Source organism: Paenibacillus sp. EKM301P, from assembly GCF_011800295.1.
Taxonomy (GTDB): domain Bacteria; phylum Bacillota; class Bacilli; order Paenibacillales; family Paenibacillaceae; genus Paenibacillus; species Paenibacillus polymyxa.
Genome location: NZ_JAALFM010000004.1, coordinates 326,845 through 348,219, shown reverse-complemented (window position 1 = coordinate 348,219; position 21,375 = coordinate 326,845). Strand labels below are relative to the sequence as shown.

18 protein-coding genes and 2 pseudogenes are annotated in these 21,375 nt (G+C 45.4%); 1 reads left to right on the top strand and 19 read right to left on the bottom strand.

Annotated elements, in window-relative coordinates:
- Window positions 1-5: 5 nt before the first annotated feature.
- The 16 genes from fliJ to HFD99_RS12980 form a co-directional block, all read right to left on the bottom strand.
- Window positions 6-449 (bottom strand): flagellar export protein FliJ, encoded by a 444-nt coding sequence (fliJ, locus tag HFD99_RS13055; protein ID WP_013370677.1) that lies wholly within the window; start codon window positions 447-449, stop codon window positions 6-8.
- 10 nt (window positions 450-459) lie between these two features.
- A complete protein-coding gene (fliI, locus tag HFD99_RS13050) occupies window positions 460-1,779 on the bottom strand; it encodes a flagellar protein export ATPase FliI (protein WP_016820950.1) in 1,320 nt (439 codons plus the stop codon).
- Entirely contained in the window at window positions 1,766-2,602 is an 837-nt protein-coding gene (locus tag HFD99_RS13045) for a FliH/SctL family protein (protein ID WP_019686987.1), read from the bottom strand. The genes fliI and HFD99_RS13045 overlap by 14 nt, the downstream gene beginning before the upstream one ends.
- The gene (gene fliG, locus HFD99_RS13040; protein WP_013370674.1) at window positions 2,595-3,611 is read right to left on the bottom strand and encodes a flagellar motor switch protein FliG; all 1,017 of its coding nucleotides are present in this window, start codon (window positions 3,609-3,611) and stop codon (window positions 2,595-2,597) included. Before fliG ends, HFD99_RS13045 begins: the two co-directional genes overlap by 8 nt.
- A gap of 11 nt (window positions 3,612-3,622) precedes the next feature.
- Entirely contained in the window at window positions 3,623-5,206 is a 1,584-nt protein-coding gene (gene fliF / locus HFD99_RS13035) for a flagellar basal-body MS-ring/collar protein FliF (RefSeq protein ID WP_016820948.1), read from the bottom strand.
- A 37-nt stretch (window positions 5,207-5,243) separates the two neighbouring features.
- Entirely contained in the window at window positions 5,244-5,558 is a 315-nt protein-coding gene (gene fliE / locus HFD99_RS13030) for a flagellar hook-basal body complex protein FliE (protein WP_007430020.1), read from the bottom strand.
- A 39-nt stretch (window positions 5,559-5,597) separates the two neighbouring features.
- The gene (flgC, locus tag HFD99_RS13025) at window positions 5,598-6,050 is read right to left on the bottom strand and encodes a flagellar basal body rod protein FlgC (protein WP_013370672.1); all 453 of its coding nucleotides are present in this window, start codon (window positions 6,048-6,050) and stop codon (window positions 5,598-5,600) included.
- A 6-nt stretch (window positions 6,051-6,056) separates the two neighbouring features.
- Complete coding sequence (gene flgB / locus HFD99_RS13020) at window positions 6,057-6,464, bottom strand: flagellar basal body rod protein FlgB (protein WP_019686986.1); 408 nt, start codon at window positions 6,462-6,464, stop codon at window positions 6,057-6,059.
- A 407-nt stretch (window positions 6,465-6,871) separates the two neighbouring features.
- Window positions 6,872-8,272, bottom strand: coding sequence for an ATP-dependent protease ATPase subunit HslU (hslU, locus tag HFD99_RS13015; protein WP_016820946.1), 1,401 nt, complete (start codon window positions 8,270-8,272; stop codon window positions 6,872-6,874).
- 36 nt (window positions 8,273-8,308) lie between these two features.
- The gene (hslV, locus tag HFD99_RS13010; RefSeq protein ID WP_013370669.1) at window positions 8,309-8,851 is read right to left on the bottom strand and encodes an ATP-dependent protease subunit HslV; all 543 of its coding nucleotides are present in this window, start codon (window positions 8,849-8,851) and stop codon (window positions 8,309-8,311) included.
- Between the two features lie 26 nt (window positions 8,852-8,877).
- The gene (gene trmFO / locus HFD99_RS13005; protein ID WP_017427921.1) at window positions 8,878-10,218 is read right to left on the bottom strand and encodes an FADH(2)-oxidizing methylenetetrahydrofolate--tRNA-(uracil(54)-C(5))-methyltransferase TrmFO; all 1,341 of its coding nucleotides are present in this window, start codon (window positions 10,216-10,218) and stop codon (window positions 8,878-8,880) included.
- Window positions 10,219-10,245: 27 nt separating this feature from the next.
- Window positions 10,246-12,348, bottom strand: coding sequence for a type I DNA topoisomerase (gene topA, locus HFD99_RS13000; protein WP_045243859.1), 2,103 nt, complete (start codon window positions 12,346-12,348; stop codon window positions 10,246-10,248).
- A gap of 215 nt (window positions 12,349-12,563) precedes the next feature.
- Window positions 12,564-13,682: a DNA-processing protein DprA gene (gene dprA, locus HFD99_RS12995; protein WP_039277126.1), complete on the bottom strand. Its 1,119-nt coding sequence runs from the start codon at window positions 13,680-13,682 to the stop codon at window positions 12,564-12,566.
- Between the two features lie 228 nt (window positions 13,683-13,910).
- Complete coding sequence (sucD, locus tag HFD99_RS12990; protein ID WP_013370665.1) at window positions 13,911-14,840, bottom strand: succinate--CoA ligase subunit alpha; 930 nt, start codon at window positions 14,838-14,840, stop codon at window positions 13,911-13,913.
- Window positions 14,841-14,889: 49 nt separating this feature from the next.
- Window positions 14,890-16,050: an ADP-forming succinate--CoA ligase subunit beta gene (gene sucC, locus HFD99_RS12985; protein ID WP_039277123.1), complete on the bottom strand. Its 1,161-nt coding sequence runs from the start codon at window positions 16,048-16,050 to the stop codon at window positions 14,890-14,892.
- 340 nt (window positions 16,051-16,390) lie between these two features.
- Entirely contained in the window at window positions 16,391-16,861 is a 471-nt protein-coding gene (locus HFD99_RS12980) for a MarR family winged helix-turn-helix transcriptional regulator (RefSeq protein WP_039277121.1), read from the bottom strand.
- 147 nt (window positions 16,862-17,008) lie between these two features.
- Here HFD99_RS12980 and HFD99_RS12975 point away from each other — a divergent pair, with 147 nt between their 5' ends.
- Window positions 17,009-17,437 carry an organic hydroperoxide resistance protein gene (locus HFD99_RS12975; protein ID WP_013309874.1) on the top strand — a complete coding sequence of 143 codons (429 nt, stop codon included), beginning with the start codon at window positions 17,009-17,011 and terminating at the stop codon, window positions 17,435-17,437.
- 278 nt (window positions 17,438-17,715) lie between these two features.
- Here the strand turns inward: HFD99_RS12975 and HFD99_RS12970 are convergent, their stop codons facing one another.
- From HFD99_RS12970 to HFD99_RS12955, 3 genes and pseudogenes are all read right to left on the bottom strand, one after another.
- Window positions 17,716-19,335, bottom strand: a complete 1,620-nt coding sequence (locus HFD99_RS12970) for a YifB family Mg chelatase-like AAA ATPase (RefSeq protein WP_019686984.1) — start codon at window positions 19,333-19,335, stop codon at window positions 17,716-17,718.
- A gap of 220 nt (window positions 19,336-19,555) precedes the next feature.
- Window positions 19,556-19,718: pseudogene (locus tag HFD99_RS12965) on the bottom strand (EscU/YscU/HrcU family type III secretion system export apparatus switch protein); the annotation flags it as partial.
- A gap of 1,144 nt (window positions 19,719-20,862) precedes the next feature.
- Window positions 20,863-21,375, bottom strand: a pseudogene (locus HFD99_RS12955) (magnesium chelatase domain-containing protein); the annotation flags it as partial.

The following is a 21,375-nucleotide window of genomic DNA, read 5'->3' as shown; positions in this document are numbered from 1 at the left end:
TCCGCTTACCGGGCTTTCATGGCAAATCGCACGGAAGCCATTTCATCCAGCTCATTCTGCTCGCGCAGGAGCATTTCCTGTTGGAATTTCACGTTGGCCTTCTCTCTCGCTTTCAGCCAAACTTGTTCATCCAGCATTTTATCGGTCAAAACGGTTTGTTTGCTTTGCACATTTTGCTGCGCATATTGAACATCCCTATGCTTGCGTGTAATACATTGATCCAGATGATTGACATAAGCTTGCAATTCCTGAATGCTAGAGAGTGGCGCGCAATCTTCGGCAGCCTTTTGAATAGCTGATATGACCCGATTCCTTTCGCCTATAAGCTGTGTTAATGTCTGCTCCTCAACCTGCAATTGTCCAACAGCACTGGAAAGCAGCCATTCGGCCTGTGACTTTTCGTTCGTTTTCAAGTCTACAACTTTTTGAAAGGAATACTGAAATCTCATCGTTCAACCTTCATCTCCTCGTAAATTCAGAAATCAAACGTTCTCGTACTTCGTCCAGCTCAGCCTTTTCATCCGTTCTTTGTCTTGTAAAATCCCATATATCCCGTATGCGCTCCATAGATTCGTCAATTTCTGCATTCGAACCCTGTTGATAAGCCCCAATGTTAATCAGGTCCTCTGAATCTTTGTAAATGGCCATCAAGCGCTTAATGTTTTCGGCAGCATCTATCTGATCTCGTGGTGCAATGTCCTTCATGACCCGGCTAATACTTGCTAACACATCAATTGCAGGAAAATGTCCTTTGTTCGCAATCCCGCGATTCAAGACAATGTGTCCATCCAATATCCCACGCACCGCATCCGCGATGGGCTCGTTCATGTCGTCACCATCAACCAACACCGTATAAAAGGCGGTTATAGAGCCAGTAGGTCCTGTCCCTGCGCGTTCCAGCAGCTTAGGCAGACTAGCGAACACAGATGGAGTGTATCCTCTCATTGCTGGTGGTTCCCCTACTGCTAGACCGACTTCACGCTGAGCCATCGCATACCGGGTAACTGAATCCATCATTAGCATGACATTCAACCCGCGATCCCGAAAATACTCCGCTATCGTCGTTGCAATAAGTGCACCCTTAATGCGGATCAACGCAGGTTGGTCGGAAGTTGCCACAATGACTACAGAGCGTTCTAGTCCCTCTGGGCCCAAATCCCGTTCAATAAAGTCCAGCACCTCGCGTCCACGTTCTCCGATCAGGGCAATTACGTTCACATCGGCTTCCGTATTACGGGCAATCATCCCCATCAAAGTACTCTTACCTACACCCGAACCCGCAAAAATACCAACCCGTTGTCCTTTACCAATCGTAAGCAACCCGTCAATTGCACGTACTCCGATACTAATGGGTTCCTGCACACGCGGACGATTCAGCGGATTGGACGGTATATTGAAGGTTGAATATCTCGCCATTCGCGAGGGAATCAGTGATCCGTCCAAAGGCTGACCCAAACCATCCAGCACCTTGCCTAACAGCTCCGATCCAACCTGCACGTTCAGCGGCTTCCCTGTTCCTACGACATCACAACCAGGACCAATGGATTGTAGTTCTCCAAGTGGCATCAGAAGCACTTTATTGTCTCTGAAGCCAACAACCTCTGCCTGCAATGGCTTTGCCGCTTTGCCCGGATAAATATAACAAACATCCCCGATACTAGCGTCTGGACCTTCCGATTCAACCATCAAGCCGATAACCTGTGTAACCTTGCCATTAACCCGAACTGGGTCCAGCTGTCGCAAATGATCCATGTAGCGCTGCGCATTAAGCCCCTTCATGTCTTCGCTCCTCATTTTCATGTGCCAGACGCAGTAGTTCCTTTTTAATCTCAGCTAATTGCGTATCGATCCGAGCGTCCACACTTCCAAAGGAAGAGCGAATGACGCAACCGCGATCCTTTACGGTACCATCAGGAATAATTTGCAGTTCTGCCTGCGAATCGACAGTTAATGACAATTCTTCCCGTGCACCTTGCACAAATGCGAAATGCTGAGGCGACACACACAATGTAATGATTCCTTTTTCTCGCTTACGAGCCAAATTTTTGCGAATTAACTCAATCGTATATTCCGGTTCAAGACTAAGCTGTTTTTCAATCACCTTCTCGGCAATCGCACTACTCAGTTCAACCAGAAAAGGCTCGGCTTCCTGAATCAGTTGTTCCTTAATCTCATAGGCCTGACGCAGAATATCTTGTGCTTCTTCCATCATCTGCTCCGATTTCGTCTGAAGCTCAGCCTCGGCCAGCTTCTGGCCTTCTTCATATCCTTGCTGAAATCCATCTGCTTTTATCGACTGAATCAACTGATCGTCATGCTCGCGTCGTTCCTGCCACCAATCTTCAATCTGCTGCTGTGCTTCCTGAAGCATTCGTTCCGCTTCTTCAGCCGCCTCGCGCACCTGACGTTCGGCAAAGTCCTTAGCATCATTCAGCATTTCATCTCGGAGCCGTTCTGCCTCATAATCTCGCTGAGGCTCCGGCTCCGTATATTCGGTTGTGATTTCTTCATCCGTCGTTTCTGACACGTACGTATGTGCCACATCAATCGTTTTCAAAGCCTCTACAGGCACATATTGGAAAGATTTAATCAAGTTAGACAATGATGTCATCTCCTCCGCCGCGTGCGATTATAATCTCACCAGCCTCTTCCAATCTGCGGATCGTTGATACGATACGTGTTTGTGCTTCTTCCACATCACGCAGCCGCACCGGTCCCATGTACTCCATTTCCTCTTTGAAGGTTTCTGCCATACGTTTCGACATATTTCGGAAAATCACATCGCGTACTTCTTCACTGGACACTTTAAGCGCCAATTGCAAGTCTGCATTGTCGATATCGCGGATAATACGTTGAATGGACCGGTTGTCCACATTGACGATATCCTCGAAAACAAACATTCTTTTCTTGATTTCCTCAGCCAGTTCAGGGTCTTGAATTTCAAGCGAGTCGAGAATTGTACGCTCAGTTCCGCGGTCTACGCCATTCAAAATCTGAACGATAGACTCGATACCGCCTGCATTCGTGTAATCCTGCGTCGCAGTTGCCGAGAGCTTTTGCTCCAATACTCTCTCCACTTGAGAAATGACTTCCGGAGATGTACTGTCCATGACAGCAACACGCCGGGCCACATCTGCCTGCTTTTCCTGTGGCAGGGACGATAGAATTGCCGCCGCTTGCTCGAACTGCAAGTATGAAAGCACGAGAGCAATGGTTTGCGGATTCTCATTTTGTATAAAATTCAATATCTGGTTCGGATCCGCCTTACGAGCAAAATCGAAAGGTCTCACCTGTAATGTCGCTGTCAAACGGTTAATGACCTCAACTGCTTTTTGCGATCCGAGCGCTTTTTCCAATATTTCTTTGGCGTAATTAATACCGCCTTGTGAAATGTACTCCTGAGCCAGGCAAATTTGATGAAACTCGGCCATAATGGAGTCCTTTTCAATGGCATCGACCTTCCGTACATTGGCAATTTCCAATGTAAGTTGCTCGATCTCTTCATCACGCAAATGCTTGAATATTTGAGCAGATACTTCTGGCCCCATTGTGATCAAAAGAATAGCTGCTTTCTGTCTTCCCGTTAAACCTTGACTGCTTGCCTTTGCCAATGAACTCACCTCTATTCGTCAGCCAGCCATGTACGAAGCAGATTGACGAATTCGTCGGGTTTCTTTTTCGCCAGACTTTCAAGCTGTTTACGCACTTGACTTTCATTTGTCACACTTTCCATAGTAATGGACGGGAATTCCGTCGGCGTTGGCATAAGTTGCAATTCTTCATCCAACTCTTCTTCCTGATTACGACGACTGCGTACGATGAAGAAGATTACACCCGCCAACAGTGCCAGAACTGCAGCTCCGATGCCCCACATCCACGGGTTGGAAGCTGAGAAGAATGTATTGGTACTCGTAGGCGCCGGAGCAGCTTGCGAGAACACTGAAACCTTTTTAGCCAAATCAGCGTCTGTAAAAGTAGTACCGGAATTCGCTAGCGACGCTCTTACAATATTAACCAAAATGTTTTGAATTGCTGTCTGAGTTGCAGTATCCAACGTTTGCTGACCTGTTGGTGGTTCAACTGCTACATTAATGGTTAAATCTTTTACAGTGTACGGACTTTGGATAATATCCCTTGCAATTCGGTTAACTTCGTAGTTAATCGTACTTGAGCTCTTATCCGAACTGGTATTGCCGGAATTGGCTCCTCCAGGGTAACCCGGGACATCCTGCGTTCCTGTCCCTGCAACTCCTCCAGTCTGTCCACTACTGCCCGTATAACTTTCCTGAATTTGTTGGGCACTGATTTCAATACCCTTCATTTTCGTTTGGTCAACAGGTGTGACCATTTGTTCCTTTGATGTTACTTTGTCGAAATTTAGCTGGGACATAACCAGCACGTTTACCTTGTCGTCTCCAACAATTTTCGACAAAAATTGTTGGACATTATTCCTTACATCGCTCTCAAACTTCTTCTGTAGAGCCATGTTTTCCTGAACACCACTCGTGAGTCCGCCTTGGCCGCCCTTGGCCGTTGGAATTAACTCATACTCCTTATTGGTGATCGTAATGTTTTCTACTGGCAAATTCGGTACAGCCGTTTTTACCAGGTTAAAATATCCGTCGATCGCTTGTTGATTGGGAGTAAAACCAGGTTCGAATTCCATTTGAACCGAAGCAGAGGCTTTGTCCTTTTCTTCAAGTCCGGCAAAGATGTTTTCCTTTGGCATATTAATGACAGCTTTGGAGCTTTGGACACCGTCCATCCGTTCCAACAGTTGCTGTACTTCGCCGTTCAATGCGTTATTGTACTTCACATTGAACTCGTTCTCCGTCATGCCAATGGCCGAGGAGGACTGGTCAAAGGCGCTCATGCCGATTGACCCCTTTTGTATCAGCCCTTGGGACCCAACATCTACCTTCGCCTTATCTGCACTAGCGGTTGGGACTGAAATTTGTGTCCCACCAGCATTAAGCTGATACGGTATACCCGCAGAATCGAGATATTTAATGACCCCAGCGGCATCATTTGCATTTAAATCCCGGAAGGCCACTTCATATTCGGTTTTGGTAAACTGCATCGTTAGCACTACAATGGCGATAATGATGAATGCTAATGTCGAAACAAGTAATATCTTCTGTTTTTTGCTGAAATTATTCCAATACCCGGAAATCCTATCCCGGTATTGGGCGATTCTCTCGTTCACTCCGTCACCCCATCCGAAACTTTGCTAAACCCTCACTTTACATCTGTGTACGCATGATCTCCTGATAGGCTTCGATCGCTTTGTTTCGGACCTGTGTAGTAAGCTGCAGGGAAAGCAGCGCTTGTTGTGAAGTGATCATGACTTGATCTACATCAACTTTGCCTGCCATGAATTGGTCGGACATCTGGTGTGTAGCGGCTTCCTGCTGCCCTACTTCATTGAGAGCATCCTTTAGGAAGGAGCCAAAATCCTTCAAGGATTCGGAAGGCGTCGCTTTCGTCAACTCATTGTTAGGCGATTGAATCTGCTGTATTACCGGTGTCTGTACGTTAAACATGGCGTTCTGAATCATGTTTTACTCTCCCTATTAAGTAGTTAGTAGTCCTGGAACTTAGCGGCCGATTTCAAGCGCTTTGGAAACCATCGCCTTTGAAGCATTCAGAGCTGTTACATTGGCTTCGTATGAGCGTGTTGCGGAAATCATGTCGACCATTTCTTTCATTATGTCTACATTAGGCATATATACATAGCCATCTTTATCAGCGTCCGGATGACCCGGATTGTACACTGGCTTCAAAGGTGACTGATCTTCCTGAATTTGCGAAACCTTAACGCCAGCGGCGCTTGTACTACTTCCTTCCATTTGAGCCTTCAAAACATCGGCAAAGCCAGATTGGTTCGGCTCCAAAACAACCGTTTTTCTCCGATATGGAATTGCTTGTCCATTCTCTACCTTCGCCCGAGTCGTCTCTGCGTTGGCAATGTTGCTCGATATAACGTCCATCCGCAACCGCTGGGCCGTAAGAGCAGATGCACTAATATCAAAGCCGTTGTTAATCTTCACCTCGTCCTATCTCCCTTCTACCGCTGTTCTCATCATTTTGATGCGCTCATTAATTTCTTGGATGTAGGTATTATATCTTAGTTGATTTTCAGCCATAAGACTCATTTCTCTGTCTATATCTACGTTGTTCATGTTGTTGTTCATGACTGAGTACCCATCTTTGGTGACCGTGGCATCAGGAATGGAGTTCACAGGTCCTATTTGGAAATGTCTTGAATTGGTTACTTTTCCACGCAATGGCGTGACATCACCGTCCATTTGCTGCTGAAGCAGTTCTTCAAATGAAACCTCCGAACGCTTAAAATACGGGGTATCCGCATTGGAAATATTATCGGCCATCACACGTTGTCTCGTATTGGCCGCCTGTACACCTGCCTGAAGCTTTTGAAAGCTTACATCACCCAGCAGATTCATTTAGCTCCTCCCTCCAGCGTCTACTCCAAAGTAAGATTCAATAAAACAAGATTTTTCACTTTTTTTCGACAATAAAATTTCATAATTATACATTTCTTTTAGGTCTTAAGTAGAAAATCTTAACTTTCTGTCATATATTCTAAGTTTCGTAGAGTTGGGACCTAATTACAATAAGAAAAAAGCCCTATCTTTTTTAAAAAAGAGGGCTTTAGATGCATAAAATGTTAAATTTTTCAGGTTTTTTTCAAGAAAATGAATGTTTTCTTAGCACTTTACACCTGTAAAAGATTATACGTCCTACTTTTGGAATAGACAGAAAAATCATCAACTTAACCTGTGTCTAGGACTAAACGACGGTGCAAGATAGTGTTATTCTGGACCACACACCCTATTTTTAGACACTCAGTTCACAAAATATACTGACTAAGGTCCCTGTTTTGGGCAATATCTCCCAGCTTCTCACGGACATATTCCGGGGTGATAATCATACGATCCAATGTAAGCTCTGGTGCTTCAAATGACAGATCCTCCAGCAGCTTCTCTAGGATGGTATGCAAACGCCGTGCGCCGATATTTTCGGTGTTGCGATTAACGGACTCGGCAATACTAGCGATCTCACGGATCGCTTCCGTAGAAAATTCGACTTCTATTTCCTCGGTGCGGAGCAGTTCAGTGTATTGCTTGGTCAGCGCATTTTTAGGCTCCGTCAATATCGAAACAAACTCATCCAAGGTCAGGCTACTTAGCTCCACCCGGATGGGGAAACGACCTTGAAGCTCTGGGATCAGGTCTGATGGTTTAGCCACATGAAAAGCCCCTGCAGCAATAAACAGAATGTAATCTGTTCTTACCGGGCCGTATTTGGTCATAATGGTAGAGCCCTCGACAATAGGTAAAATATCGCGCTGGACTCCTTCTCTCGACACATCTGGGCCACTTCCCTTGCCTTGGCTGGCAATCTTATCTATTTCATCAATAAAAATAATACCCGATTGCTCAGCACGCTTCACAGACTCCTGAATCACATCATCCATATCGATCAACTTGGCTGCTTCATCTTGAATCAGTACCTTGCGGGCTTCCTTGATTGGTAGCTTGCGCTTCTTCGTCCGCTTAGGCAGGAAACTCCCGAACATCTCCTGCATATTCATACCCATTTGTTCATTCCCTTGCCCAGCAAACATATCGAGCATATTGGGTGCGGTATCCTCCACATCAATCTCTATGACATCATCCTCAAGCTTACCGGACAACAGATCAAATTTAACCTTACGTCGCTTCTCTGCTAAGGTTCCGTCCTGTTGTGGCGGTTCTTCTTCTACCGAAGTCCCTGTGTTATTGCCAAACAGCATTTCAAAAGGGTTTCGTTGTGATTTATTTGACTTTTCTGCAGGTACAAGGATATTGACAATCCGTTCATTTGCCATGTCCTCTGCTTTGTCTTTCACATTCTCTGTTCGTTCCGACTTGACGATACGGATAGATGTTTCCATCAGATCCCGCACCATGGATTCCACATCACGACCGACGTAACCCACTTCTGTAAATTTGGTCGCCTCTACCTTGACAAAAGGAGCCCCCACTAGCCGCGCAAGTCTACGTGCAATTTCAGTTTTACCCACACCTGTCGGTCCGATCATCAAAATATTTTTGGGCACAATTTCATCCCGAATATCATCCGGCAGTTTACTACGCCGATAACGGTTGCGCAAGGCAACAGCAACAGATTTTTTAGCTTCCTTTTGTCCGACAATATACTTATCCAGCTCGGATACCACTTGTCTGGGCGTCAACGATTGATTATTCATTTTGCATTCCTCCACCCTTGAATACTCAGAGCCGATTTACAATTCTTCCACGATAATCTGACTGTTCGTATACACGCATATTTCCGAAGCAACCTCTAACGCTTCCCGTGCCATGTCCTTTGCTTCCATACCAGAGCCATGACGTTTGAACGCACGGGCAGCTGCCAATGCAAAATTACCACCTGAGCCAATGGCCAACACATCATCGTCAGGTTCAATAATTTCTCCGCCTCCAGAGATGAGCAGCATCCCGGACGAGTCCATCACAATCATTAACGCTTCCAACTTGCGTAGTACACGATCCTGCCGCCAGTCCTTAGCCAGTTCTACAGCAGCCCTTTGAAGATTGCCGTGATGTTCCTCCAGCTTATTTTCAAACTTTTCAAACAATGTGATAGCATCGGCCACCGAACCCGCAAATCCCGCAACGACCTGACCACGATACAATCTACGTACTTTTTTAGCCGTCTGCTTCATCACAACACTGTTGCCGAACGTTACCTGCCCATCACCCGCAATAGCTCCTTTGCCATTATGGCGTACAGCACAGATGGTGGTAGCATGAAAGGACATATCCATAACGCGCTCCTCCTTTTCCTTCATCCTTATGCCTGTACTTCTGTTGACATAACTCCCGTTTGGTTGATATAACCGCGCAAACTTTCCAACGCGCGATTTGCGAGAGCTTCATTCTTTTCCTTTTTGTTACGAATGCGTGTCTCCAGCTTTGGAAGAAGACCAAAGTTTGCATTCATCGGTTGGAAATGTTTGAAGTCAGCAGTTGTAATATATCGTGCCATACTGCCTAGTGTCGTTTCCGCAGGAAATACGAACATTTCCTGTCCACGTGCTGCTCGTGCTGCATTTATACCAGCCAGCAAACCTGAGGCCGCCGACTCCACATAACCCTCTACACCTGTCATTTGTCCGGCAAAGAACAGATTACTTCTTCCCTTGAACTGATAAGTTGGGTGAAGCTGTTGTGGAGAATTAATAAAGGTATTGCGATGCATCACACCGTAACGTACAAACTCTGCCTCTTCGAGTCCCGGAATCATTGAAAACACACGCTTTTGCTCCCCCCATTTGAGGTGAGTCTGGAAACCAACCAGATTATATAGCGTACCTGCAGCGTTGTCTTGTCGAAGCTGAACAACTGCATAGGGTAGTTCCCCTGTATGTGGATTTACAAGACCTACAGGTTTCATTGGTCCGAACAATGCCGTTTGTTTCCCGCGCTGCATCATTACTTCGATAGGCATACATCCTTCGAAGTAGATTTCTTTTTCGAATTCCTTGACTTGTGCCACCTCAGCAGTAATCAAAGCCTCATAGAAAGCATCGAATTCCGCTTCGTTCATCGGACAATTTAAGTAAGCTGCTTCTCCTTTATCATAACGGGAAGCCAGATAAACCTTGCTCATATCAATGGAGTCCTTCTCTACAATCGGAGCTGCCGCATCGTAGAAATAAAAATACTCCTCTCCCATCAGCGTTTTGATCTGTTCTGACAAAGCTGGAGAAGTTAATGGTCCCGTGGCAACGACCACGATACCGTCCTGCGGGAGTTCCTGAAGTTCTTCATTAACGACCTCGATCAAAGGATGTTGATGAAGCGTATCTGTAATATGACCGGAAAATCCATCACGATCCACTGCCAATGCCCCACCAGCTGGAACAGCATGGAGATCTGCCGCACTCAGAACCAAAGAGTTTAGTATTCTCATTTCTTCCTTCAATACGCCTACTGCATTCGTCAGACCGTTCGCGCGCAAGGAATTACTACATACAAGTTCGGCAAATTTATCTGTATGATGTGCGGGTGTTTTTACAACCGGTCTCATTTCATATAATTTAACTGGCACTCCACGGCTTGCAATTTGCCAGGCAGCTTCGCTGCCCGCCAAACCTGCTCCGATGACCGTTACCTTTTGTTGTTCACTCACTTTTAAATCCCCCTGCTATCTTTGTTCTTAAGAAGTCTCTACACTCTCATCGCTCTCTTCCAGCATTTCGCTGTGATCGCAGACGGTGCAGTTGAGCTTCGTCCCCTGTTTAGTACGTTTTTCGACCATTAGGCCACTGCAACTTGGACAAGGCTTAATGGACGGTTTATCCCAGGATACAAAATCACATTCTGGATAGCGGTCACATCCGTAAAAGACACGTCCTTTTTTACTTCGTCGTTCGACGACATGTCCCTCACCGCATGTAGGACAATTCATCCCGATATCCTTGACAATTGGCTTGGTGTTACGGCAATCCGGGAAGGCAGAGCAGGCCAGAAATTTACCAAAGCGGCCTAGCTTATATACCATTTGACTGCCACACTTGTCACAGATAACGTCGGATACTTCATCCTTGATCTCAATTTCTTTCATTTCTTCTTCAGCCACTTCCAGGCGCTTTTCGAATGACTCATAGAAGTCGCTCAACACCTTGACCCAATCACCTTCGCCCTCTTCGACGTGGTCAAGATCACCTTCCATATTCGCAGTAAATTCTACATTCAGAATCTCTGGAAAAAATTCTTCCATCTGCTCAATGACCAACTCTCCCAGCTCGGTTGGGAAGAATTTCTTTTCCTCAATAGCGACGTAACCGCGCTTCTGAATGGTTTCCAGGGTCGGTGCATACGTGCTCGGGCGTCCTATACCCAATTCCTCCAGTGTCTTCACCAGTCGTGCTTCCGTATAACGAGGAGGCGGTTGTGTAAAATGCTGCTTCGGTTCAACCGATTCCTTTTTCAGCTTATCGCCCGGCTGAAGTGGCGGCAACAGCTTATCTTCTTCGGTTTTACCGTCGTCATTCCCCTCCACATACACTTTCATGAAGCCTGGAAAGCGAACCTTCGAACCGGCTGCCCGGAATATCGTCTCGCCTGCTTCAATATCAACGGACAAAGTATCCATAATAGCGGAAGCCATCTGACTCGCCATAAAACGTTCCCATATCAGTTTGTACAATCGGAACTGGTCTCTACTCATAAAAGGCTTAACGGTTTCCGGATCACGCAAGGCGGAGGTTGGACGAATCGCTTCATGCGCATCCTGAGCATTAGCCGATTTTTTTGAATACTGACGAGGACTTTCAGGCACAAAATCTTCGCCATATTTTTGAATAATGGCCTCTTTCGCTTCCTCTTGAGCCGAAGTAGCGATCCGTGTGGAATCCGTACGCATATACGTAATCAGACCCACAGTCCCTTCTTTACCTAAATCCACACCTTCATACAGCTGCTGCGCTACAGACATGGTTTTAGATGCCCGGAAGTTGAGCTTTCGAGCCGCCTCTTGCTGCAAGGAACTTGTTGTGAATGGAGGAGACGGATTGCGTAAACGCTCCTTCTCTTTCACATCGCGCACCTTGTAAGACGATTTTCCGATAGCTTCTAACACTTCTTGTACATCCGCTTCGCTAGAGAGCTCTTTCTTTTCGCCGCGTAGCTTATGGAATTTCGCTTCAAAAGTGCTGTCCTTAATAGCTAGTTTAGCTGTTATCGTCCAGTATTCTTCCGGTACAAACTCATTGATCTCGTTTTCCCGGTCCAAAATAATTTTCACTGCAACCGACTGTACACGCCCAGCTGACAGACCCTTTTTTACCTTTTTCCAGAGCAATGGACTAATTTTGTAGCCGACAAGTCGATCCAATATCCGTCGTGCCTGCTGCGCATTGACCAAATCCATATTGATCTTGCGTGGGGTTTTAAAAGCATCTTTGACGGCCTGCTTCGTAATTTCATTAAACACCACACGACAATCCGCCGTATCGTCCAGTTCCAGCGCATGCGCCAGATGCCAAGCAATAGCCTCACCTTCGCGATCCGGGTCAGCCGCCAGATATACTTTTTTTACTTTTTTTCGGGCATCCTTTAACTCTTTTAGAATGGAGCCTTTACCTCGAATGGTAATATATTTGGGATTAAAATCATTTTCGACCTCTACGCCGATCTGGCTCTTAGGTAAATCCCTGATATGACCCATGGAAGCCTTGACGATATATTTGCTGCCTAAGTATTTGCCGATCGTCTTCGCCTTGGAAGGCGATTCCACGATGACGAGTGAATCCGCCATAGGCTCTTCCTCCTCTCAATTACACACATGAATATGATAGACTTCCTGAAATGTGGTGAGTATAGTTCGTTAGTACGAGCTATAAATTCAACACATTTCAGGAAGTGGGGAAGGAGTAGGTATCCGCGATGCGGATAAACGCCATTTTTCCCTCCACCTATGTTTAAAATTGAATTTTGCGCATTTACTAACTAAGGATTTGACAAAAACAACTACTAAATAAGCTTGTATTTTGTGCCCGCTAGCTGAGCGATCCTTTTTTTTATGATTAACGATAACAGAACTGCGTGTAAAAGTCCAAAATCCCATGCCGTAGCATCAAGCAGTTCATCCAGTGTCATGGTTCCTTGTTCCAGCAGCACCACCACACGATTTTCCTCAGAAGTCTCACTTTCTGATGCTTTGGAGATCTTCTTAAGATTAAGACTCTGTTCTCTATTGTATGAAGAAACCTGCCTTGTACGCAAATCTGCTTCATACTCCTCAATAATATCCGAAGCCTCAGTGACCGTTTTGGCTCCTTGCTTAATCAAGTTCAGCGTGCCTCTACTCTTAGGTGACGTAATGGGCCCAGGAACAGCAAACACATCTCGATTTGCCTCCAGCGCAGCATCCGCTGTAATCAGGGAACCGCTCCTAGCGTCTGCTTCGACAACGAGTGTCCCCTTCGTTAAACCGGCAATAATGCGATTACGTTGTGGAAACATCCCGGGATGCGACCTCGTACCTGGAGGATACTCCGATACGATCAGACCTTTACTAACCATCTCTGCAAACAAAGAGGCATTTTGGGGAGGATAAATTTGATCAATCGCTGTTCCAAGCACACCAATCGTGTTGCCTCCCCGGCGTAGGGCTGTTTCATGGCAAATACTGTCAATTCCTCTCGCTAATCCACTCACCACTGTAATCCCTGCATTACATAATTCCTCTGTTAGTATCTCCGCTGCTCTTCGACCATACGCAGTAGGAACGCGAGTTCCTACCATGGCTACAGAACATGTGTGCAAAAGTGATTTATCCCCTTTTGTATACATTACCCAAGGTGGGTCAACTGTTTCCTTCATTAATAGGGGGTAATCTTCGTCCACATAAGTTACCATACCAATATCACTGGATTGAATTCGCTGATATCGTTCATGTACCCATTCTTCATCGTAACACTGTGCCGCAATGCGTGCCTGGTTGGGACTTAAGCCTATCTCAATCCACTTTTGTTCGCTAAAATGCAGTAGCTCATGCAATCGATAATCACTCGACCAAATACGCTGAATTGTTCTTCTTCCGATTCCTTCTAACTCATGTAGACCTAATAAAAGCCATCTTTCTTCCAAACTGTGGTTCCCCCATTCATGGAAGAGTGAACCCTTCCTTATTTTGTGGCACAATGAATCATTTTGCAAGCGTTTCCCTGACAAGCCTGTCTTAACGCAAAAAAAAGCAACCTTTTCATCCCCTGTTTCAGAAGATAAAAAGGTTGCTTACCTTTCTTTCATTATACACTAGCCAGCAGCAAATTTCGATGCTGATTTACAGCCTGTATATTAATGAAGAAACACGATTTAATGTGTCGTACACAGATTCAAAATACCACGCGCTTCCAACACACTTACCAATGTCGAGCCCATTTCGGAAGGAGTCGGCGCCACCTTGATTCCACAGGCTTCAAGCGTAGCAATCTTCTCTTTTGCCGTTCCCTTTCCGCCAGAAATAATGGCGCCTGCATGCCCCATCCGTTTGCCTGGAGGCGCAGTCACCCCACCGATAAAGCCAACCACCGGCTTCGTCATATTGTCCCTGATCCACTCGGCAGCCTCTTCCTCGGCTGTACCACCGATTTCTCCGATCATAATGACAGCATGAGTGTTGGGGTCCTCATTAAAGCGATGTAAAATATCAATAAATTCTGAACCTTTAACTGGGTCACCACCAATACCAACCGCGGAAGATTGACCTATACCTCTAGTGGTTAACTGATGCACTGCCTCATAGGTCAAAGTACCACTACGTGACACAACGCCTACATGACCCGGCAGATGAATGTAACCTGGCATGATACCAATCTTACACTCTCCTGGCGTAATAACACCCGGACAGTTAGGGCCAATCAGAACGGTCTTTTTGCCTTCCATAAAACGTTTGACCTTGATCATATCAAGCACCGGAATCCCCTCTGTGATACAAATCACGAGGTCCAGTTCCGCATCCACAGCCTCCAAAATGGAATCCGCTGCGAAAGCCGGCGGCACGTAAATGACGCTAGCAGTTGCGCCCGTAGCTTCCTTGGCTTCGCTTACTGTATTAAACACTGGCAGTTTGACCTGTTGCCCGTTTTCCAGTGTAATTTCTACCTCGGTGCCTCCCTTACCTGGAGAGGTGCCACCTACCATCTGTGTACCGTAATCAAGTGCACCTTTGGCATGGAACAACGCCGTTTTTCCCGTAATCCCCTGTGTAATCACCTTTGTATGCTTATCGACCAAAATACTCACGATCTTCACATCCCCTATCGTTTATTCGGCATATCGGAATGCAAACAGGCTATTGAACAAGTTCAACGATTTTTTGGGCACCATCCGCCATGGAATCGGCTGCCACAATATTCAAACCGGATTCCGCTAAAATCTGTTTGCCGAGCTCAACATTCGTTCCTTCAAGACGGACAACAAGCGGTCGAGTCAGCCCCAACTGCTTGGCAGCCTCCACGACGCCATTCGCAATGATGTCACACTGCATAATCCCGCCGAAAATGTTGACGAAAATACCTTCTACCTTCGGATCGGACAAAATGATTTTGAACGCTTCGGTTACCTTTTCCGTTGTTGCACCGCCTCCAACGTCCAGGAAATTGGCCGGATCGCCACCGTAATATTTGATAATATCCATCGTGGCCATCGCCAAACCTGCACCATTGACCATACAGCCAATATTGCCGTCCAGAGCGATATAGCTTAGATCATATTTAGATGCCTCAATTTCCTTCTCGTCCTCTTCATCCAAATCACGCAATTCCAGAATATCCTTATGACGGAACAACGCATTGGAATCAAAATTCAATTTGGCATCTAGCGCCATTACATTCCCATCACCCGTAACGACTAGGGGATTAATTTCTGCAATCGAACAGTCCTTGTCCACAAATGCTTCGTAAAGCGCCAGCATAAACTTAACCGCTTTATTTACCAACTCATTGGGAATATTAATCTCATACGCCAGCTTACGAGCTTGATACACCTGAAGCCCAATTGCTGGATCAACAACTGCTTTAAAAATCTTCTCCGGAGTAGCCGCAGCCACCTCTTCGATTTCCGTACCACCTTCTTCGGAGGCCATCAATACGATGCGTCCAGTCCCGCGATCCACGACAACGCCTACGTAATATTCTTTGCGAATATCACAGCCTTCCTCAATCAAAAGGCGTTTGACTTCTTTACCTTCAGGTCCGGTCTGATGTGTCACAAGCACCTTACCTAAAATTTCAGAAGCGAAAGTCCGCACCTCATCCAAACCTTTGGCAACCTTTACGCCACCCGCTTTACCGCGTCCACCAGCATGAATTTGTGCTTTTACGACCGTAACAGCGCTTCCAAGCGATTCTGCCGCAGCAACGGCTTCTTCCACCGTGTAGGCAACCTTGCCGTTCGGTACAGCCACTCCGTACTGCTTTAATACTTCTTTACCCTGATATTCATGGATATTCATTCTGGAATCCTCCTATCAACATGACTGCAACAAGGGCGGTTCACAAGGAAATCTATACTAAACCTACATCATTGTAACATGTTTTTAAAACGCTTTCCTTATAATTTAACCTCATGAATTACAGTATTTTGATATCATTATCATTCCCAAAATCGAATGTTTGGATATTATTGGATTTTATTTTTTAATACAAATTCACACAAAAAAAGCACCTCCGCAAAATGGGATTACCTAATCCGCAATGAGAGGTACTTTATTTCATTAGAATTTAAGGGCATTTTTCTTTTAGTTTAGAACAACTCATGTCGTAAGAATTCGCAAGAGCAACTGAAAGTACCTGTTATGATTTTTCAATTTGTACATTCGCTTGATGAACACGATCAAGCAGATCATTAAACTGAAGCAGAAGCGACCCAAATTGATCATGAGTCATACTTGTTTTTTCCTGTATACATCCTGGTACAGACAGGGCTTTATCCCGCAACGCTCTTCCCTCTATCGTCAAAGAAATCAGCACCTTACGCTCATCTTGAGTGGAACGCTTTCGATCGATCAACCCGGCATTCTGTAACCTCTTTAATAGTGGAGTTAGTGTGCCAGAATCCAAATATAACGCCTCACCCAATTCCTTCACTGTACACTCTTCACGCTCCCAAAGCACGATGAGCACCAAATATTGCGAGTACGTTACACCAAGCTTTTCCAGATAAGGCTGGTACAGCTTTGTAATCTCTCTGGAGCATGCATATATGGCAAAGCATAACTGGTTATCAAGTTTCAACGCTGCATCTTTATTAAAATTGTTTTCCATGCTGTCTAGTCACCTGCTTTCGTCATTATTTTAGCACATTATATAACAAAATACATTCTAATTGCCTAAAATACTTTACAAACAATAATTATTTTGATAAATTAAATTGTGTAAAATATAAATTGAGCGAGAGGCAGTGATTGGATTATGATGACCATTCAACAAAAAATGTATGAAACAACAGTAAAAGCAGTTGGTGGGCGTAACGGTTATATCGAGTCTTCTTCCCCTGAACTTCGTTTAGATATTGATACTCCAAAAGAAATGGGTGGCGCTGGTGGCGCAGGTACAAATCCAGAGCAGCTGTTCGCCGCAGGCTATTCTGCTTGCTTTGACAGTGCTTTAAATATGGTGGCTCGCATGCAGCGTGTTAAACATGAAGGTACCGAAGTCACAGCTACGGTCCATTTTGGCAAAGTCGAAGACGGCGGCTTCGGAATCGGAGTAAACCTCGACGTTCTGGTCAAAGGCGTAGATCATGAAACTGCGGTAAAACTGGTGGAAGGCGCACATGAACAATGCCCATACTCCCGCGCTACCCGCGGTAATATTGAAGTGAAACTGAACGTTTTGTAACTTAGAGTTAGAATGAAATTCACAACAAGCCCCTCAACCGTATTGGTCAAGGGGCTTGTTGTTTTTCCATCAAGTAACATGGGAGATGATGCATAATCGTATATACGAAATTGATATACTCATAGTATAATCAATATTGTCATAATCTTTTTTTCTTCTCCAGGTCTTTTTGCCTGGAGCTTTTTTTGTCCTTTTTTCCGTTTTCTCTCGTACACATATCCTTTGGAAAACTTTTCCGTAAAAATGATCGTACTGTATCTGCTAATTTTATCGCCTTTTTACATTTCGGATAAATTGGCGCTTGCTTTATCCATATGGCGGTATTGAATAGCTTCAGCCACATGTGAAGTCGTAATTTTCTCTGACTCATGTAAGTCTGCAATGGTGCGGGACAGCTTGAGAATTCGATCATACGCACGCATGCTTAAACCAAGTGCATCCATCGTCTGATTAAGCAGCTCCGCTGCATTTTGATCTAATACTGCATATTTACGCAGCATCTGACCGGACAGCTCACTATTCCATGAAAAAGGAAGCTTACTGTATCTGCGGATTTGTATTGCTCGAGCAACCAACACCTGCTTTCTCATGTCAGCAGACGACAGGGATTCTTTTTCCTCCCGCCAGTCCTTTGGTTGTGATACCTCAAGCTGAAGATCAATTCGATCCAGCAATGGACCGGAAATACGTGAACGGTATCGAGCTACTGCTGTAGGTGAACAGGTACAGCGCTGATGTTCCGTGTTATTGCCAAAAAAGCCACAGTGACACGGATTCAAAGAAGCTGCAAGTAAAAAATGCGCCGGATACTTAAATACAGCACGTGAACGACTGATTGTCACATGGTGGTCTTCCAGGGGCTGCCGCAGCACTTCTAGCACATGGCGGCTAAACTCTGGCAACTCATCTAGAAATAAAATCCCTCGGTGTGCAAGACTGATTTCTCCTGGTTTGGGTATGCCTCCTCCGCCCACCAATCCAGCAGCAGAGATTGTATGATGAGGCGCACGGAAGGGACGAACATGCATGAGATGAGGCGAGGACTCCTTCCATTTTCCTGCTGCGCTGTATACCTTGGTCACTTCTAGCGACTCCTTTTCAGTCAAAGGCGGTAGGATAGAGGGCAACCTGCGGATGAGCATCGTTTTTCCAGCACCCGGTGGTCCCATAAGAAGAATATTGTGCATTCCTGCTGCAGCGATAACTAATGCACGTTTGGCGTGTAGCTGACCCAGCACATCGCTGTAATCCTCCATATTACTGGCTAGTTCTTCTTGCTCGCACAACGGTATATGCTCTGCTTGAGGTAAATGGTCATAGGAATGGATTATAACTTGCTTACTGGCAGTACAATTTTGATCGGTCACTTGGCCGTCTGGGATGCCTTGTGCATGATCATTAACTGGGATAAGATCCGCCAGATGGTGTATAGCGTAAATACGTATATCCGTAATTAGACGTGCCTCGCTTGCGTTTTCCTGAGGAAGCAGCACGGAATCGAATCCCTCTCGCTTGGCCAGATCAACCATGGACAACACCCCATTTACAGAACGAATGCTGCCATCCAGCGCCAGTTCGCCAATAAACAGCGTTCGTTCCCCCACTGGCAAAACAATCTGTTCACTGGTTGTCAGCAAGCCTAAAGCGATGGCAAGATCAAAAGATGAGCCTTCCTTACGCAAATCAGCAGGAGCTAAGTTAATCGTGATACGCTGGGATGGATATTTGAATCCGCAGTTTTTGATTGCTGCTCTCACACGCTCTACTGCCTCTCGAATGGCTGAATCCGGCAATCCGATTATCGCGGTTTGAGGCAAGCCATTGGACAAATCAGTCTCAACTTCGATCAGAACGCCATCTATCCCATATAGACACGCTCCATGTAATTTTCCATACATATCAAAAAAGCACCTCTCCTCATATTGAAATGTCCCTCTCGGGAATCATTGCCTATATGAAAAAAGGTGCTTCCAAATTTTCATTCATTGCAAATATAATGTTTTAAATTTAGCTCTCAATCCTAATTTCAAACCCTCAACTAAGCTTATCTGACGACAGATTATTTGTCAATCAAGGTTAGCTTATCGGCTGCTGTAGTACGTGGTCTTGATTCCGGGGTTCGTCCAAATCAAGTTTGGACAGCACTTCAACCAGCGCAGCATCCTCCTGAACAGGAACCATGTTCTTTGGCTTTTTCTAAAATGCTATCCGCAATGCGACCGCTCCCCTTGGCAACGACAATCGGCGCTTCGCTCTCACCGGGCGTATATTTAAGGGCGACCTGCGGATGAGCATCGTTTTTCTAGCACCCGGCCGTCCCATAAGAAGGATATTATGATACATTTTCACGCATTGAAAAACCAAGTAATATCAAGGGTTTGACGATACTAAGCGGTTTTCCTTTCGGTGGGAGATCGCTTTTTTCTTTTAGGCTCTATTAAACACATTTGTGATTTTCTTATAATTTCATAAATACTATTAATTAAAAATTTATCAGGAATGATGTATTGTCGAGTTTACTTTCCACGATGATGTAACTCTAAAAAGAAGACAAGTAAGCCGTCTCCCTTTGGGTCGGCGCGAAGAGGAGAAGCCGAAGGCTTGACGAGCGTTTCCTATTGCCGTACGCGAGAGTGCGATTTCCATTCTTTATTGATTTTCTTTACCCTAACTAAAGGATGGATCATCATGGATAACTGCGTTCTCCGATAGATAAGTCTGATGAGAAATTGAAGGAACAAAAAAACTGAGAGGTCAGGACTTTTTGCTCTGTGCGCTGCCGCGAATTCGACATTTTATTTCTGCGTAGTGGCGGGAGTTTTCAGTTTTCACCCGTGAGATGTGCGTTCAGCAGGTCTGAACGATTAGAAAACCACGACTGAAAGTCGTATATTGAGGGGACTACCCCAGCCAGTATTCCCACGTACAATTACTATACCGTCGTCATGCGGAACGACGTTATGGATCGTCATGGTAGCAGCTCCTTGAAACGGCTTAACTTGACCGCCAAAAATACCAATTTCCGTGATCGAGACAAGTACCCTACTTGAGGAATTAACAAACCCAGCCAGGTTCAAGCGACTTTGGAACAAATTCGGACCTACATTGTTGAGACTAAAAATGAATGCGGTACCTGCTTTAGTTCTTAGGCGACGCGTAGGTTTCAGAATTTTTCTAGAAGAATTTACTTTTCCCATTCGAATCAACTTCCCTTCTTTTGTAATAATATAGAATATGCTAGTTTTTATAGAATCGAAACAGACAAACGGATTGGAAAAAATGACCAACTTTATCAGTAGGCAATAAAAAAAGCCCCGCGAAGTCAGGGCTATGCTCGTAAACTTGATTGAAGTGAGCGAACGAAAAACGACGGAGAGCTGCTCAAGCGGATTGCCACGCTACAAATGAAGATCAAGGAACTCCATCACTTGGCCGTCCGGAGTGCCTTGTGCATGATCATTAACCGGAATAAGATGCACTAGATGGCGTATGACGTGTAGCGTAAATACGTATATCCGTAATTAGACGTGCCTCGCTTGCGTTTTCTTGAGGAAGCAGCACGGAATCGAATCCCTCTCGCTTGGCCAGATCAACCATGGACAACACCCCATCACAGGACGAATGCTGCCATCCAGCGCCAGCTCGCCAATAAACAGCGTTCGTTTCCCCACCGGTAAAACACCTGCTCACTGGTTGTCAGCAAGCTTAAAGCGATGGCAAGATCAAAAGATGAACCTTCCTTACGCAAATCAGCAGGAGCTAAGTTAATCGTGACACGCTGGGATGGATATTTGAATCCGTAGTTTTTGATTGCTGCTCTCACACGCTCTACTGCCTCTCGAATCGCTGAATCCGGCAATTCGATTATCGCGGTTTGAGGCAAGCCATTGGACAAATCAGTCTCAACTTCGATCAGAACGCCATCTATCCCATATAGA

What these genes read in the sequence shown, in the direction of transcription:
- fliJ (WP_013370677.1), bottom strand. Translation starts at nt 449, where the DNA reads ATGAGATTTCAGTATTCCTTTCAAAAAGTTGTAGACTTGAAAACGAAC.
- fliI (WP_016820950.1), bottom strand. Translation starts at nt 1,779, where the DNA reads ATGAAGGGGCTTAATGCGCAGCGCTACATGGATCATTTGCGACAGCTG.
- fliE (WP_007430020.1), bottom strand. Translation starts at nt 5,558, where the DNA reads ATGATTCAGAACGCCATGTTTAACGTACAGACACCGGTAATACAGCAG.
- flgB (WP_019686986.1), bottom strand. Translation starts at nt 6,464, where the DNA reads ATGAATCTGCTGGGTGATGTAAGCTTTCAAAAGCTTCAGGCAGGTGTA.
- hslU (WP_016820946.1), bottom strand. Translation starts at nt 8,272, where the DNA reads ATGAATAATCAATCGTTGACGCCCAGACAAGTGGTATCCGAGCTGGAT.
- hslV (WP_013370669.1), bottom strand. Translation starts at nt 8,851, where the DNA reads ATGGATATGTCCTTTCATGCTACCACCATCTGTGCTGTACGCCATAAT.
- topA (WP_045243859.1), bottom strand. Translation starts at nt 12,348, where the DNA reads ATGGCGGATTCACTCGTCATCGTGGAATCGCCTTCCAAGGCGAAGACG.
- sucC (WP_039277123.1), bottom strand. Translation starts at nt 16,050, where the DNA reads ATGAATATCCATGAATATCAGGGTAAAGAAGTATTAAAGCAGTACGGA.
- HFD99_RS12980 (WP_039277121.1), bottom strand. Translation starts at nt 16,861, where the DNA reads ATGGAAAACAATTTTAATAAAGATGCAGCGTTGAAACTTGATAACCAG.
- HFD99_RS12975 (WP_013309874.1), top strand. Translation starts at nt 17,009, where the DNA reads ATGATGACCATTCAACAAAAAATGTATGAAACAACAGTAAAAGCAGTT.
- HFD99_RS12970 (WP_019686984.1), bottom strand. Translation starts at nt 19,335, where the DNA reads ATGTATGGAAAATTACATGGAGCGTGTCTATATGGGATAGATGGCGTT.